Here is a 15,836-nt window from a genome sequence, read left to right as displayed (position 1 = left end):
TACATGCTTTTTGAAACCGACAAACAAACGCTCGACGACCTGAATATTTTCGGCAAGCCGGGCAGTGATTCCATTTACACCTTATTCAATAATACCCATACCAGGGGCGGCGCCGGCATACTGGAACAAATGTTCCTGTACCCTTTGGCCGGTGCTGCCGCCATCAATGCCCGCAGCGAAACCATCCGGTTCTTTGCTGCGGGCAACATGCCGTTTCCTTTGAGCAGCGCCCTGTTCGATAGTATTGAGCTGTACCTGGAAAATGATGATGAACGCACCCGGCTGTCGCCCGAAAAAGAGACCATGGCCGGTAAGCTGCAGCAACTGATCGCTACAGACCACCAGTACAAACTGATCAGTAACGGCATTGCCGCCATAGCAGAAGTATTGCAACAGCTTCGATCTTTTATCAATAGCATTTCACCCGCCGTTACCGCTACTGCTTTTGCACCGGTGGTGCAGGAGATGAATGAGCTGCTGGCCGATGCCGGTCTGGAGCCATTGCTGCAATTGAAAGTAAAGAGCAAGCTGTCGTATGCACAAACCGCCCGGTTCGATGACCTGTTGCGGTTTAACAAAGCCAGCGTCCTGCGCCGGTTGTTATTTCACCTGTATCACCTCGATGTGTATATAGCTGTAGCCGGCATTGCCCGCAAGCATGATTTTGTATTTCCTGAAGCAACCGGCAATGACCAGGCTTCCCTTTACCTGGAAGAAGTATACCACCCGCAGGTAGCTAACGCTGTGCCCAATACGCTGCACATGACACCCGGGAACAATGTCGTATTTCTGACCGGCGCCAATATGGCGGGCAAATCAACCTTTATGAAATCCCTGGGTATTGCCCTGTACCTGGCGCATATGGGCTTCCCCGTGCCGGCCAGGAAAATGACTTTTTCCGTACGGAATGGCATTTTTACTACCATTAACCTGGCCGATGATCTTAGCATGGGCAACAGTCATTTTTACGCAGAAGTATTGCGATTGAAAAAAGTGGCCCAGGAAATGGTGCTCTCGAAAAACCTCTTCATCATTTTTGACGAGCTGTTTAGGGGTACCAATGTGAAGGACGCCTACGAAGCAACGATCGCCATTACCGAAGCCTTTGCCACCCGCAGGAATTGCATGTTCGTGGTATCAACGCATATTGTAGAAGCAGGGGAGGTGTTGAAAGAACGGTGCAAAGGGATCTTGTTCAACTACATGCCTACCACCATGCGTAACAACGTACCGGTATATACGTACAGGCTGGCGCCCGGCATTACTGCCGACAGGCATGGAATGGTCATCATCAACAACGAAGGGATCCTCGATATCATTAATAACGGGTAAACTAAACAACAGGCTCATGAGCTTTATAGCAGACAAACAAACACTCGACGACCTGGGTATTCTGGGGAAATATAAAAGCTATTCTGTTTTCAACCTCTTCAACCACACGATTACCGATGGGGGACAGCAACTATTAACGCAATTTTTTAAAACACCGTTAACTGATGCTGCCCGCATCAATGAACGGGTACGGTTGATCAGCTATTTCACAATAAAAACAACAGCATTGCCATTTTCCGCGGAAGTCTTCCATACCATGGAAGACTATCTGCGCTCCGGCGGTGGCAGTTTATTGGAAACAGCCTGGTCAACGGTAGTAAAGAAATTGCATAGCAGGCTGGTGGGGGGAGAAGAAGACCGGCAGCAGGAAAATGCGCTGAAGCAAACCATTCAAACCCTGCAGGCCATTCACGGTTTTATGAACAAGCTGCAACAGGATGCTGATAACCCATTTAAGGAACAGCTGAAAAAAGTGCACGCCGTTCTTTCAGGAAAGGAAATGCAATGGCTGCAGGAAAGTGTTGATGCTACCCGCAGCCAATCGTTGTGGAAACAGGTAAAACAGGCGCATTGCCTCAGGACCAGGAAGTATAAGGATTTGAAAGAACTGTTGCAGCTCTTATATGAATTTGACGTATACATCGCCGTTGCCGGTGTAGCTGTTGCCCGGGGTTTTTGCTTTCCGCAGGCACTGCCGGCCACGGAAAACAACATCCGCATCACCGGGTTGTATCACCCGTTGCTTGACCAGGCGGTTGCCAACCCTGCCTATTTTAACGGGCAACACAATATGGTTTTTCTCACCGGCGCCAATATGGCCGGCAAGTCAACCTATATGAAATCATTCGGTATAGCGCTGTACCTGGCGCATATGGGATTTCCGGTGGCAGCGGCCGACATGAAGTTTTCTGTAAAGAATGGCATTTTTACCACCATCAATATTTCTGACGATCTCAAACATGGATACAGCCATTTTTATGCAGAAGTATTACGGGTGAAAACGGTAGCGGAAACCATCAGGGCTACCGGCAACCTGGTGGTTATTTTCGATGAACTTTTTAAAGGCACCAATGTAAAGGATGCCTATGATGCCACCTTGTCCATTGCTGAAGCCCTGGCTGCCAAACGAAATTGCTGTTTTATCATTTCCACCCATATTACTGAAGTAGGTACAGCTCTCAGAGAACGCAGGCCATCTGTACGCTTCCTGTATATGCCAACCGTGATGCAGGGAGAGGTTCCCGCCTATACCTACCAGTTGCAGGAAGGCATTTCAACCGACCGGCAAGGGATGATGATCATTGAAAATGAAAAGATCATCGAACTGATAAGGCTGGTAGGTTGAGAATGGAGCATTTATAAAAATAAAATTGCCAATGAAACGCAATTCGAGTCCAAAACAGGTGATATCATCGGCGGTAAAAAAGTGAATTTATCAAGGCCGGGGATATTGGTAGAAGACTACGAAGATGGTGCAGCGCTTGCTGGGGCTATCATTTGGAAGATTTAAGAAAGGCCGTCTCTTATTTGATGACGGCCTTTGTGTTACTTTATAGATAGCGCGGAAGACGCCTAATGACAGCAGGTGCCTGACTGCCAGCGAAAAACGCCGCCTTGGTAAATTACCAGGTTGCCATCATTTTGCAATACAACATAAGCGCCCGGATAAGCCGAGGTTCCGGTATTAAAATATGGCGTAGAATAACTGTCGTATAATACCAGGTTACCGTCACCTTGCATATTTAACCTATTAACAGCCGGATTAACGGTGTTGGTATGCCATAAAAACGTATTATAAAAATAAAGTACCAGGTTGCCATCCGTTTGCAAAATAAGCATAAAGCGACCATCCGTAGACTTAAGGTACTGGTTGGTATACATCACTGCATTGGAATTCAATACTGCGCCAAGATTAGTACTACTATATAATATTCTTAAAGCTGTAATATCATTGGCAGATAAACCCGCCCAGAAAGCGCCGCAGGTAGCCCCATTCATAGCACTGGAGGCATCTGTAAGCGGAGTGGCGCCAATAGTAGGCGCAAACCCTTCGCCCAATACCTGCCAGTTGGTGTGCCTTAGTCCTATGCAATGACCCATTTCGTGAGCCAACAACAAGGTAAGCTGTGACTGGCTGCTATAACCACTAGATACTAAAAAGGATTCATTAATATTAATAATATTAAAAGGCTGTCCGTTGGAAAACGGAAAACCGGCTTGTCCGCATACATTGGCTCCAATGCCATTATTTCTTACAATTTGTATAAGGGCGCCAGATGCAGAAGCCACTCTGGTGAACGCTATGCCTGTACCAATTGCATTGTATGAAGCAATGGCCGCATTAAGCGCGTTACTCAAATTGGTACCAATGGAACCAAAAGAGGCGGTATTCAGGAATACTGTAACATTGTTATATGATGCAGACACCAGGTAGGGAGTTCGTGCCTGCTCCGTCATGTGTTCGCCCGCCGCTATAGGTTCCTTCTTATAAAATATGATATCCTCTTCTGCTACAAACCGGTCCGCATATTCCACTATATTTTTTTTATCAAAACCTGCTTTGATCATTTGTTGAAAAACAGGATGGTCTTCATTGATGGCATGGGTCATTTGTTCTGTAATGGCTGTTTTGTCCTTAGCGCATCCCCACACGGCAGTAATAAGTAAAAAATATATTACATAGCGCAATTGATTGGTTGATATCATATAAAATATTTTAAAGAATACCTGGTAATAATTTATGGCAGTAGTATTATAATTGCATGAATGGCATGACAGGTGGAGCCCTGGAGTGTAGTAGGATAGGCATAAGGTTTATTTTTATTGAAACAAATATCCCTACTAATATACGCATAATTGATAACAACGACCTGTAGGGTACGGTTAATTTTACGCTGTTTAATTGGATTCACCAGATCGCTGGCGATGAAGTGCTCGAATTGTACGTAGGCAACCTCGATAAAAAACTGTACGAAATTGATTCAGTGTTAGCACAAGCGCTGCCGGACGCATACAAAAAGGCAGCAGTTAGGATACGATTCCAGTAAATAAACAGGAGCAGTTCGACCAGTTGTATGTTTACTTGCTTCCACATAAACTCAACACCTTTATGCGCTTGACTGACAACAATGGAAAATACACCGAACAACTGAACGAGCTGGTGCAATATCAAATGATATGTATTGCTTATAAAGGTGAACAGGTATTTTTTTACTCACAAGCCGGCGTTGAACAAAAGGCATATACGGGTATTGAATTATCACCGATTGACCAACAAGAGTTAAAGCAACAATTAAATCGCGCAGGAAAAGGCCACCGGGGAATCGACCTGCAAAAAGACCTTGAATTTTACCAGTTTATGAAAAAGGATGCCCAAAGGCAGCAACATTACCAGGACTTGTGGGAGTTAAGGATGAAAACAGCAAATGTTATATTTAAGTGCGAAACAGGTATATCCTGCTGTTATTTTGCGGATCAAGTGAAATTTTTGGGGGATTGATTTGTTTAGGCATAGATTTCGGAGCAAGTCAAATACCTGGGGCAAGCCTGTTCTTTCAGCTGTTTGCTGTCTGTTTAGGATCGTTATTATTTTCACAGGCAGCCGGCCATGTTGCTACGTGATATTTCCTGATAATTAACCGGGGTTTCCTTTTTGTTGGTTGACGAATTCTTGTCATTCATTGTCATAACCTCTTTGTTGAATTGCAAGAGGCATTGTTCGGATTGCAGGGGCTATTGTTCGGATTGCAATGACCATCGTTTGATTGCTTTTTTGTTTAGCCATTTGAGATGTTATTTTCGCAATTGAGAATATCAAGGCTATAATCAGTTTAGGATTAACTTCTTTTCGGCTTAGCCAGCCTGCAATTAAAACAATTGGTATCGTCTTTCAAACTACGCTTATCGTTGCGCTAACAAGGTGGCTTGCATTCAAACTATCCAGGCTGCATTCCGAACATAAAGCCTCGTAAACCAGCTTATATATCTCGTATTTCAAACAATGACCATCGCATTCCAGCTTTTTTGTTTAGCCACCTGATATGTTGTTTTCGCAATTGAGAATAACAAGGCTTCTTTTCATTTTAAACAGCCTGTCATTAAAACAACGGGTATCGTCTTTCAAACTATGCTTATCGCTGAACAGATCAGGTAGCTTTGCATTCAAACTATGGAGGCTGCATTTCAAACATAAAGCTTCGTCAACCAACCTGTATACTTCGTATTCCAGACGATAACCATCGCATGCCGGCTTTTTTGTTTCCCCGTGTGATATCCTGGTATCGAAGTGCAGTTTAGCTACCTGGGTTTGTAACCTGCGGGGAATCGTCTTGATTTCCCCCAGTTAATCAACTAGATCCTATTTTGCTTCGGTTAAATGAAGTCATTTTACTATATCCTCGAACTAAAAACGCCTTCAAATACAACGATTTGAAGGCGTTTTCGAAATGGAAACTACTGGCGGTGTTGTAGCTACTGTGCTATGATAAGCCTCTGCATGAGTGAAAATAATTTCATCGTGCTCCCAATATGCCTTTATAGAACTCTTCCTTTCATGCAGAGGCTTTTTTACGGACACATAAAGATCGTTACCACCAGGGTGTATTCTATAATCCAGTCCAACAACAAATATTAATGACTGAAAATATCTTTTGAAGGAATAAATGTAGGATTCGCTGGAATAAGAAAATGCCTGTATTCTACACCCATATTACACTACTTTTGAAGAATGAAATTTGGCTAAAATTATACCTTTACACTCAACATAATCGCAATGAAACCGTTCCTACTGATAATTTTTCTATCGATGGCCTGTGTTGGACAAAGCCAGACCAACTCTTTAGCATCCTGGGCTTCAGATGCATTCCGGCAAAAGGGTTTTGATAAAAAGTATGAAATTGCTTCTTTTTTAAAACCATCGTATTGGCAGGCCGACTTCAACGGAGATAATAACCAGGACATCGTCCTTTTAATAACAGAAAAGCAAACAAAAAAGAAAGGTATTTTACTGATACATACAAAACAAATGAATGCTTCGTATTTGGTGCATGTACGAAGTTTGGCAATGGAGGTGATGACCTTCAATGGGCTGATAAATGGAGCATTTATAGCAAGAAAATAGCTAATGAAACACAATTCGATTCCAAAACGGGTGATATAATTGCCGGTAAAAAAGTGAACCTATCAAGGCCGGGTATACTGGTGGAGGATTATGAAGATGGAGCGGCGGTGGCCGGTATGATCATTTATTGGAATGGAAAGAAATATATCGAAATACATCAGGGTGAGTAAACCGAATATTTTATGAACGATCAACTTTCAAGTTATAAAGTAACAGACAGGCCATCCTTCATCAGGTTCCTTGCACTTTTACGACAGGACTTATTGACTGATTCCGAAAGCTGGGCAAATAAAAACCTAAGCGACTTTTTAGAAGCAATGTGTTCTTATGCAGAGGATATTCAGGGATATTATGATAACAATGATCCTGGAATAGATGCTGACATAGCAAAGTGGCAAACTTTTGCAGACATTTTAAAGGGAGCAACTATGTATGAGTAAAGATAATCCGAAATACAAACTTCGTTTCTTTTTCGCTCCTAATTGCGTAGAAAGTTTAAGTTTATGGCGCCATTTAGTATAGCATACAAAGACCTTCAGGTTTCTATTTTTAACGATTCTGATTATAATCCAAGTTCTGCGGAGCTTTTCAGGAACGGATATCTTTACTAATCCAACAGGTAAGGATACATTTAGAATTATTGATAATATTATTTATGCCACCAATTGGGACAACGTTACATTTCAATTAAATGCCGATACCGGACAATTAATTGAATAACCCCATAGAGACTCCTCGAACTAAAAACGCCTTCAAATACAACGATTTGAAGGCGTTTTCCTATCCTGTGTCCCCGCAGAGACTCGAACTCTGGACCCATTGATTAAGAGTCAATTGCTCTACCAACTGAGCTACGGAGACAATTCTCCGGCCAGGCATAACCTTGACTGGAAAAGAGTGCAAAAATAAGGGGTTAATTTATTCCGGCCAATAGAGACAGCCTAAAAATAAAAGAAAAACCTGTTTTAAGAGGCTGATTTGCAGTACGAATAATTATTATTTATTATAACTATTTATGTCCCTTAAACAAACCGTTCAGAAAAGAAATGCAGTTTCTGCAGGCAAGTCTATAGGCTAGGTTTCTATTCTATTTCCACTTACCCATTTTTTATAAACCATTTTTAATATATAAATTATTCGACAATAAGGTTTTTACGATACCACCCTTGCAGATTGTATAACTAATATTGATATGTTAAAGAGAAGTTATAAAAATATTCTGTTATTCACATATATTTGCTTTTTCTAACACCTGATCCTGCCGAATTGCTTCCTGATTATCCTCGCTTGGACTAAATAAGCATAAGCTGTTAAGTTGAATAAGCAGTTCGGTTTCTTGCTAATAGTCATTTACTAATCGCCCAGGCAATATCCTTTAAATGCTGCATTGCATACGCAATGTCGGAACGACGATCATTTACAAGTTCGCCAGTAAACTAAACATATAATCCATACTATTTTCCTGCGTAAACCAGGTTTAAAGTATCGATTTCTATAAAACCAGAACAAGAGATTTTGTAATCTTCTATAATCAAAACTCGATTTAAAACCAAACTAGTCACAATGAGAAAACTGCTATTGTTAGCATTCCTGTTTTTGCATGCGATTACCTCAGCGCTCGCTCAGCAAGCTGTTAAAGGCAAAATACTTGACGACATGGGAGCACCCATCTCCGGAGCTTCTATCCTGATTAAAGGCACATCTTTTGGAACTACCTCTGATATCACAGGTAGCTTTTCGATCACCTTACCTCCCAATGCAAAAACCCTGATCATTTCAGCCCTTGGATATGGCGAAAAACAAATCCCAGTGGGCAAGGAAGCTGAATTTACTATTTCCCTTAACCGCGCTCAGAAGAGCATGGATGAAGTGGTTGTTGTAGCTTATGGAACAGCTAAAAAAGAATCCATTACCGGTGCGGTAACTTCTATTTCTGCTGCATCCATTGAAAAAAGACCGCTGACGAATGCGGTAGCTGCATTGGAAGGTTCTGCTGCCGGTATCCAGATTAATAATACGGTTGGCCAGCCCGGCTCTTCACCTTCCATCCGTATTCGTGGTTTTTCATCTGCGAATTACAGCAATGATCCACTGTATATTATCGACGGTGTTCCTTTCGGAGGTAGTGTAGCGGATATTAACCCCGCCGATATTGAAAGCATTTCAGTGCTTAAAGATGCGGCATCTTCTGCATTATATGGTAACAGGGCTTCCAATGGTGTTATTATTATGACCACCAAAAAGGGGTTGAAGAATGCCCCAACGAGTTTAAACTTTACTATGAACCAGGGGCTTTATGACAGGGGTATCAATGAGTATGAAAGATTGAACCCAAATCAGTTCATGGAAACGATGTGGAAAGGGTACCGGAATTCCTTGAGAACATCTGCACCTGGTACTTATCCAACTGATTCAGCGGCCGGCGCCAGAGCTACCAGTAACCTGATCAGTGATGTTTTAAGACTGAACATTTACAATAAACCCGATAACGCCTTGTTCGATTCAGACGGCAAACTGGTGTCTGATGCACAAATTCTGCCTCTGTATGCAGAAGACCTGGACTGGTTCAACCCCTATGAGCGTTTGGGGCGCCGCCAGGATTATAACCTGAGCGGTAGAACAGGTTCCGAAAAGAATTCGCTTTATTTCTCTGTTGGTTATCTGAATGAGAAAGGATATATTAATTATTCCGACTTCAAACGTATATCCGGGCGTATCAATGCGGAATTGAATGCCACCAAGTGGCTTAAGTATGGTTTCAATATAGCCGGAACGCATCAGATCTCTAATAATACACCTGCCGGTTCCGGTAGTGCCGGCAGTATTGTTAACCCTATTAATTTTTCCAGAAATATGGCGCCTATTTACCCTGTTCACCTGCATACCGCAGGTACGGGTGAGTACATACTGGATGGATTGGGTAATAAACAATATGATAATGGTAATGCCAGCAGGCCTACAGGTACTGCCGGCCGTCATGCTATTTGGGAAAATGAGTTGAATAAAGACCGTTACTATAGAAACACCGTAATGGGACAGGCGTATGCCACAATTAATTTCCTGAAGCATTTCTCATTTAATTTCACCGGTGATATCAACGCCCGTTCAGATGATGAGCAGGTTTATGGTAATGCAGTGATTGGTGACGGCGCTCCTACCGGTCGCGCCTTCCGCTATAATTACAGATATCTGAACTATACTACCCGTCAATCATTGGGCTGGAACCAGGCTTTCAATGACCATAATGTGGAAGTGTTGGCTGGGCATGAGAACTTTAACTATGAGTTCAATTATCTGTATGCTTTCAAAACAGGTGAAGTGGTGCCCAATGGCGTTCAGTTAGTGAACTTTACTACTATCTCCAGTCTTACCGATCTAAGAGATCAATACCGTACTGAAGGCTACTTTACCAGGGCAAAGTATAGCTATAAGGATAAATACTTCATTGATGCGTCTTTCAGAAGAGATGCTTCTTCAAAATTCCTTGATCCATGGGGTAATTTCTACTCTATAGGTGGTAGTTGGACGATCTCAAAAGAGCGTTTCTTCGATCAGCTTTCCAATAAGATCAACTTTTTAAAAGTGCGTGCTTCTTATGGTGAAGTAGGTAATGACGGTGGTACAGGGTCGCCTTCCTATTATATAGCAAAGGCGTTGTACGATCTGAACCAGAATGCTAACCTGGGTGCGGTGTATAGAATTCAGTTCGAGAATCCGAACCTGGTTTGGGAAAAATCTGCGTCTATAGGCGCTGCTGTGGAAGGCCGCATTTACAACCGGGCAAACTTTACCATTGAATATTTCGACAAGAAATCAAAGAACCTGATCTTTAATTATAACCTGCCTTTATCGGCCGGCCCCACTTCCACTTCGAATGCTGAAGCGGTGCTGGTTCAGAATGTAGGATCTATCTCTAACCGTGGCTGGGAATTCACTTTTGATGTAGATGTGGTAAGAACCAAAGACTTTACATTTAATTTTGGCGCCAATGCTACCTGGTTAAAGAACGTAGTAGAAGAATTGCCTGAGCCTAACAGGGAAAGGGGTATCGTGAGTGGTACAAAGAAGCTGATGGAAGGGCATGGTATTTACGACTACTGGTTACCGCAATTTGTTGGTGTTGATCAAATGACCGGTAACTCCCTGTACAAGGTTGATACGGTAACTTACAATGCTTCGAACCCTGTTCCGGCAGCAAGCCTGGTTACCATCAATGGCGCAAACTACACAACCAATGTTTCCTACGCAGAGCGGAACTGGAGCGGCAGCGCTATACCTGATGTCTTTGGAAGTTTTTCTCCCACTTTCCGGTATAAGAACATAACCTTAAGCAGCTTGTTTACTTACGCCCTGGGTGGTAAAATATATGATAACTCGTATATCTCGCTGATGTCGATGAGTGGTTCGCCGGCTGCTTTGCACAAGGATATCTTAAATGCATGGGATGGTATTCCAAAGGATATGACAGCAACTTCTGAGAACAGGATCGATCCTAAGGGCACACCGGTAGTAGACTTTACGAGAAGCACGTTGAACAATGGTCAATCGAACCGGTGGCTCACAGATGCCTCCTACCTGGTATTGAAAAATATCACGATCAATTACAAACTGCCTGTTGACCTGGTGAGTAAAATGCAATTGAAAAATGTAACGGTTGGTGTTAGTGCAGAGAACCTGTTTACAACAACCAAAAGAAGAGGTATGAACCCGCAACAGAATTTCAATGGTATTAACGATAACATTTTTGTAACTCCCCGGGTTGTTTCTTTCTCTTTAAATGTAGGTTTATAAAATTTGAAATTATGAAGAAAGCATTCAAAAATATATTAGTCGTTGCTGCTTTAGCCTCGTTAAGCGCCTGTAAAAAAGACTATCTGACTACATCGCCAACCGATGCCATGGCTACCGAAACAGTGTTTTCAACAACGCAATATGCCAAGCTGGCCGTTAACGGATTGGCTAAAATGATGACGCAGCAATACCTCGGTACACAGGGTATGAATGGCGAGGGTACCATTAAAATGTGGTATGGTAACTATCCCGGCAACCATTTCTCCCTGAACCTTGGTAGCTGGGCTGTTATTACCAATCATCTGTATAACGAAAACGTTACCAGCATTTACCTGTATTATCCCTGGTATTATTATTACAAAATAATAGGTAATGCCAATGCTATTATTAACCGTATAGACGCCGCCACCGGGCCCGATAGTGAAAAGGCCCTGTATAAAGCGCAGGCATTGACTTACCGGGCATATTCCTTTATGATGTTGGCTCAACTGTATGGAAACCGTTGGAGCGATACCCAAAACGGTACAACCCTGGGTATTATCTTACGGTTAGATGAATCAACCGGCGATATCGCCAGATCTACCATGATGGAAACCTACAACCAGATTTATGCCGACCTGGACCAGGCGATCGCTTTATACCAAAGTTCCGGTCTTACAAGATCTTCATCCATAAACTATGAAACGAATATCAATACAGCTTATGCTATTTATGCAAGGGCCGCATTGAACAGACAGGATTATGCTACTGCTGAAACCAACGCTGTTAAAGCGAGGAACGGCTATCCTTTAATGAGCGTTACCGAGTATAACGCAGGTTTCAACACCCCTAACAAGGAATGGATATGGAGCAGCTACGGCGGTTCTACTGAGAACCTGTTCTTCTATTCTTACTTTGGTTATATCGCATATAATTCAACAGGCAGTAATGTAAGAACAGTACCAAAAATGATTAGCCGGGAACTCTATAATAAAATACCCGCAACTGATATTCGCCGTAACCTGTTCCTGAATCCCGGAGCTAATTCGTATACAACATCAACCGGTCTGGCTGCTACTAACTCTGCTTTGTATAAGGCGGCATTTGCGGCCAGGCCCACATTGCAAAGCAATGCCAGTGTATATGCCTATATGCAGTTTAAAATTTCTGCTACCGATGTGCCGGGTGTAGGTAATTTAAACCACTTCAGGTCTTCTGAAATGTACCTGATTGAGGCTGAGGCTAAATATTTTCAAAATAAACCAGATGCAGATATACAGAATTTGCTGGTTACGCTTACCGCTGGTTCAGGCCGCGATCCAAACTATACCTGTACAAAAACAGGCGCAGACCTGCTGAATGAAATTAAGCTGTACAGAGCTATTGAATTTTGGGGCGAAGGATTCGATTGGTTTGATATGAAAAGATGGGGTGATCCTATCAGTCGTAAAGACTACGCAGGTGGTAGTAATTTCATTGCGCAACTGGCAGTAAATATTGCACCGGCTGCTAATAACAAATGGACGTGGAAAATTCCGCAAAGGGAAACTGATTATAATACACTTGCTCAGCCATAAGTCTGAATAAAATTAATATAGCTAATAGGGGCCAGGAAGGTCGGCCCCTATTTTTGATACCAGGCTGAACATCGTTAAATTAAAAAGCCTTCAGGTCATTTTTCCTGAAGGCTTTTTTAATGGATCCACCTGCATATTATTTTACTATGATCAACTTACCGCTGTACACTTTTCCATTTACATTGATGATGTAATAATAAGTGCCTGCAGGGAATTGTGTAGCAGGAACTGCAACCCGGTTTAACCGGCCTGCTGTAATAGTTCCTGTGAACAATACCTTTTCGCAGGTGCCCAGCACATTATAAATGCTAACCGTTGCATTGGTATTTTGCGGCGATGCAAATTCAATGACCCCGTTCCCTATGACAGGGTTGGGATAAGCCTTATACGTGAAGCTGTTCACGCCTGTAACCATTTGGGTTTGTTCAGCAGTGTTTACATTGGCGGTTGTAGTCACTTTCCTTGCTGCACAATCAGCATAATCTTCCGTTACTTCAGTAAAGTCTGTAGTGATACAGCCGTTGGCCGGATCGGTTACGGTGATGATATAAATGCCCGGAAAACTGGTTGAGGTAGTGCCGGCCACATCTACAAGATCCTCAGGCCCTAACCATAGGAAAGACGCATTAGGCGTTGTAGTAATAGCCGACAGCGTTACGATTGGGGTGCCACAACTGATTGGACTGTTATTGCTAATAGTTACCGCCGGCGCTGCGGTGTTTTCAACTACAGTGGTCGATTTACTGGTAAAACACCCATTAACCGGATTGGTAGCAGTTAAGGTGTAGGTACCGCCACGGGTAACTGTTGTAGAAGGTGTAGAAGCGTTAAAGCCATAGGGGCCTGTCCAGGAATAATTAACACCTGTGGTAGTCGAACTACCGGTGATGCTAACGCTGCTTGTTAAACAGGTGATGGTCCCTGAATTATTAATGGAAATTTCTACAGGAGCGGCCGTATTCATTGACACCGTAACGTTGGCCGTATCTGTACAACCTTTTGTAGGTTCGGTTACAAGAAGGGTATAGGCCCCGGTTACATTAACAGTCGGGTTTTGTTCAGATGAGGAATAGCCATTGGGTCCGTACCAGTTGTAGGTTGAGCCGGGGGCTGATGAAGTTCCGTTTAATGTTACTGAACTATTGGTACAGGTGATCATGTTGTTACCGCTAATGCCTGCCTGTACATTAATGCCACTGGCGCCGGTGACGGTTACATTATCAAAGAAATAATATTCATCGGCTTCTGTTGCCCTGGCCCTGATGATGATCTGGATTGTTGATCCTGACAAAGACCGCGTTGATACCGTGGTGTAATTTTCATAGTTATTATTGATAGCGCCTATTTTTTCGGCGAATAGTACTTCAGGACCGCCATCCAGTTTATAATACAGCCGAAGATAATCGCCAATAGCCGTAGTATCTGATTCGAACACACCGCCTGATTTTGCATAACTGCGTACATGCACTGCAACGCCTACGTTTGCTTTGCCCGCAATACTTATTTCCTGGGATGTCCAGGTGCCTGTATTACCGGCTCCCATATTGCCCGCTCTGAATTCATAGTTTATGGGGCTGAATTTAGTCGTGGATGCTCCGGTATGCGTTGCTGTCCATTTATACCGGCCTGTATCAATGCGGATGGTGCCGTTAGGTACTGTAAAATTGGCCGCCCAAATGGTGGAAGATGTTGCGGAAGCTACCTCCACTGTTTTGCTGGTAGAACATCCGTTAGAAGGATCGGTTACTTTAATGGTATAAGTGCCCGGATCAACTACTGTTGGCCGTTGTAACGTACTGGTAAAATAATAAGGGCCAACCCAACTGTACTGTGCATTGGGAACGGTTGAACTGGCGTATAGTGTAGCCTGAGGTAAACAGGATAGAGAGCTGCCGAACGCAGTAACATTTGGACAGGTTTTATATTCCGTTACTGTTATGCTTGCCTTACCTGATCCGGTTGAATTGGTAACTTTTACCGTATAAGTGCCGGTTACGGTTATTGTGGGGTTTTGTAAATCCGATTCGAAGCCGTTGGTGCTTGTCCAACGAAATGTGGCTCCTGTAGCAGTTGTGTTCGCATATAGGGTAAGGGATGTAATAGCACAGGTAAGTACGCCCTGGTTATCTGCCGAAGCGGTAACAGGTATAGTAATTTTGAATGGGTGATCAGGGATGCCGGCTGCTGTTTTCTCCGGACCATGAGGTGCCGCCTGTAGTTGGTTAACTGCAAATAGAAACAGTAATGAAAGCTTAAGTAAAGGGTTCATATATGTATATGGATTTAATGACCGCAATGGTAAACATGCGGTGTTGTTCATAGCATAAAGGTTCAGGTATAATCCGGTCGGGACCATACAGGTACATTATCCCAATGCAAGTTTGGGAGTTACAAATTTTGTAGGAAAGGCAGGTTCTTGCGATGACAGTTGAGCAGGTTCTTGAGAGCGCTCAAATTAAAAACAAAGTTTTTGGGTAAACACATTTATTTTCGGCTTATCCTTTTAATAGTGCAAATCAGCCAGTGATGTGTTATAATTATCAGCTACATGCTGGGGTTTAGACATATATTAATATTCGCTCATTTTTTTATCTTTGGAAAATTACCAGGCAAAGGCGTTAGGTCGAAAGACTTAAGGCTTTTTTTATTGACCCTATATGACCATTTATAAACTATTAAACTACTTTATAGCAACTGTTTGGTTCGCCAACGGCCTTTTTTGCAAAGTGCTGAATATGGTGCCCCGTCACCAGGAAATAGTTGCCAGGATTTTGGGTAGGGATTTTGCACCACTGTTGACGAAGGCCATCGGATTTTCGGAGATCGCCATGGCCGTTTGGATTGTAAGTGGCATTTATCCACGAATTAATGCTATCGCTCAAATAGTAATTATTGCAACAATGAATGTTCTGGAGTTTATTTTGGTGCCCGACTTGCTTTTATGGGGAAGATTTAATTTATTGTTTGCGTTTCTGTTTATTCTGTTAATATGGTACAACGATTTTTATCTCAGGCATAAACCCTTTCAACAGCCATAA

The 15,836-nt window shown here is 42.9% G+C and carries 10 protein-coding genes and 1 tRNA gene; 8 read left to right on the top strand and 3 right to left on the bottom strand.

Features of this window, described 5'->3' with window-relative positions:
- The first annotated feature begins 3 nt into the window (after positions 1-3).
- Entirely contained in the window at positions 4-1,332 is a 1,329-nt protein-coding gene (locus FAM09_RS21610) for a MutS-related protein (protein ID WP_136579228.1), read from the top strand.
- A gap of 16 nt (positions 1,333-1,348) precedes the next feature.
- The gene (locus tag FAM09_RS21605) at positions 1,349-2,677 is read left to right on the top strand and encodes a MutS-related protein (RefSeq protein ID WP_136579227.1); all 1,329 of its coding nucleotides are present in this window, start codon (positions 1,349-1,351) and stop codon (positions 2,675-2,677) included.
- A 227-nt stretch (positions 2,678-2,904) separates the two neighbouring features.
- On the opposite strand, the gene FAM09_RS21600 is transcribed toward FAM09_RS21605, so the two are convergent.
- Positions 2,905-4,038, bottom strand: coding sequence for a M57 family metalloprotease (locus FAM09_RS21600; RefSeq protein ID WP_136579226.1), 1,134 nt, complete (start codon positions 4,036-4,038; stop codon positions 2,905-2,907).
- Between the two features lie 454 nt (positions 4,039-4,492).
- On the opposite strand from FAM09_RS21600, the gene FAM09_RS21595 reads away from it, so the two are divergent.
- From FAM09_RS21595 to FAM09_RS21585, 3 genes are all read left to right on the top strand, one after another.
- On the top strand, positions 4,493-4,831 hold the full coding sequence (locus FAM09_RS21595) for a hypothetical protein (protein WP_136579225.1): 339 nt from the start codon (positions 4,493-4,495) through the stop codon (positions 4,829-4,831).
- A gap of 1,272 nt (positions 4,832-6,103) precedes the next feature.
- Positions 6,104-6,451 carry a hypothetical protein gene (locus tag FAM09_RS21590; RefSeq protein WP_136579224.1) on the top strand — a complete coding sequence of 116 codons (348 nt, stop codon included), beginning with the start codon at positions 6,104-6,106 and terminating at the stop codon, positions 6,449-6,451.
- Positions 6,452-6,633: 182 nt separating this feature from the next.
- Positions 6,634-6,891: a DUF7660 family protein gene (locus FAM09_RS21585; RefSeq protein WP_136579223.1), complete on the top strand. Its 258-nt coding sequence runs from the start codon at positions 6,634-6,636 to the stop codon at positions 6,889-6,891.
- A gap of 348 nt (positions 6,892-7,239) precedes the next feature.
- Here the strand turns inward: FAM09_RS21585 and FAM09_RS21580 are convergent.
- Positions 7,240-7,312: transfer RNA gene (locus tag FAM09_RS21580), tRNA-Lys, on the bottom strand.
- A gap of 702 nt (positions 7,313-8,014) precedes the next feature.
- Here FAM09_RS21580 and FAM09_RS21575 point away from each other — a divergent pair.
- Entirely contained in the window at positions 8,015-11,242 is a 3,228-nt protein-coding gene (locus tag FAM09_RS21575) for a SusC/RagA family TonB-linked outer membrane protein (RefSeq protein WP_136579222.1), read from the top strand.
- A gap of 11 nt (positions 11,243-11,253) precedes the next feature.
- Positions 11,254-12,798 (top strand): RagB/SusD family nutrient uptake outer membrane protein, encoded by a 1,545-nt coding sequence (locus FAM09_RS21570; protein WP_136579221.1) that lies wholly within the window; start codon positions 11,254-11,256, stop codon positions 12,796-12,798.
- A 136-nt stretch (positions 12,799-12,934) separates the two neighbouring features.
- On the opposite strand, the gene FAM09_RS21565 is transcribed toward FAM09_RS21570, so the two are convergent.
- Entirely contained in the window at positions 12,935-15,067 is a 2,133-nt protein-coding gene (locus FAM09_RS21565) for a T9SS type A sorting domain-containing protein (protein ID WP_166437223.1), read from the bottom strand.
- Between the two features lie 388 nt (positions 15,068-15,455).
- Between FAM09_RS21565 and FAM09_RS21560 the strand changes: the two genes are divergently transcribed.
- Positions 15,456-15,836, top strand: coding sequence for a DoxX-like family protein (locus FAM09_RS21560; RefSeq protein WP_136579219.1), 381 nt, complete (start codon positions 15,456-15,458; stop codon positions 15,834-15,836).

It is taken from the genome of Niastella caeni, assembly GCF_004834005.1.
GTDB lineage: Bacteria > Bacteroidota > Bacteroidia > Chitinophagales > Chitinophagaceae > Niastella > Niastella caeni.
This window is presented reverse-complemented; position numbering and strand designations above follow the sequence as displayed.

Excerpts from the sequence above, each read along its gene's own strand:
- FAM09_RS21600 (WP_136579226.1), bottom strand. The coding sequence starts at position 4,038 with ATGATATCAACCAATCAATTGCGCTATGTAATATATTTTTTACTTATT.
- FAM09_RS21585 (WP_136579223.1), top strand. The coding sequence starts at position 6,634 with ATGAACGATCAACTTTCAAGTTATAAAGTAACAGACAGGCCATCCTTC.
- FAM09_RS21610 (WP_136579228.1), top strand. The coding sequence starts at position 4 with ATGCTTTTTGAAACCGACAAACAAACGCTCGACGACCTGAATATTTTC.
- FAM09_RS21605 (WP_136579227.1), top strand. The coding sequence starts at position 1,349 with ATGAGCTTTATAGCAGACAAACAAACACTCGACGACCTGGGTATTCTG.
- FAM09_RS21560 (WP_136579219.1), top strand. The coding sequence starts at position 15,456 with ATGACCATTTATAAACTATTAAACTACTTTATAGCAACTGTTTGGTTC.
- FAM09_RS21570 (WP_136579221.1), top strand. The coding sequence starts at position 11,254 with ATGAAGAAAGCATTCAAAAATATATTAGTCGTTGCTGCTTTAGCCTCG.
- FAM09_RS21575 (WP_136579222.1), top strand. The coding sequence starts at position 8,015 with ATGAGAAAACTGCTATTGTTAGCATTCCTGTTTTTGCATGCGATTACC.
- FAM09_RS21590 (WP_136579224.1), top strand. The coding sequence starts at position 6,104 with ATGAAACCGTTCCTACTGATAATTTTTCTATCGATGGCCTGTGTTGGA.
- FAM09_RS21565 (WP_166437223.1), bottom strand. The coding sequence starts at position 15,067 with ATGAACCCTTTACTTAAGCTTTCATTACTGTTTCTATTTGCAGTTAAC.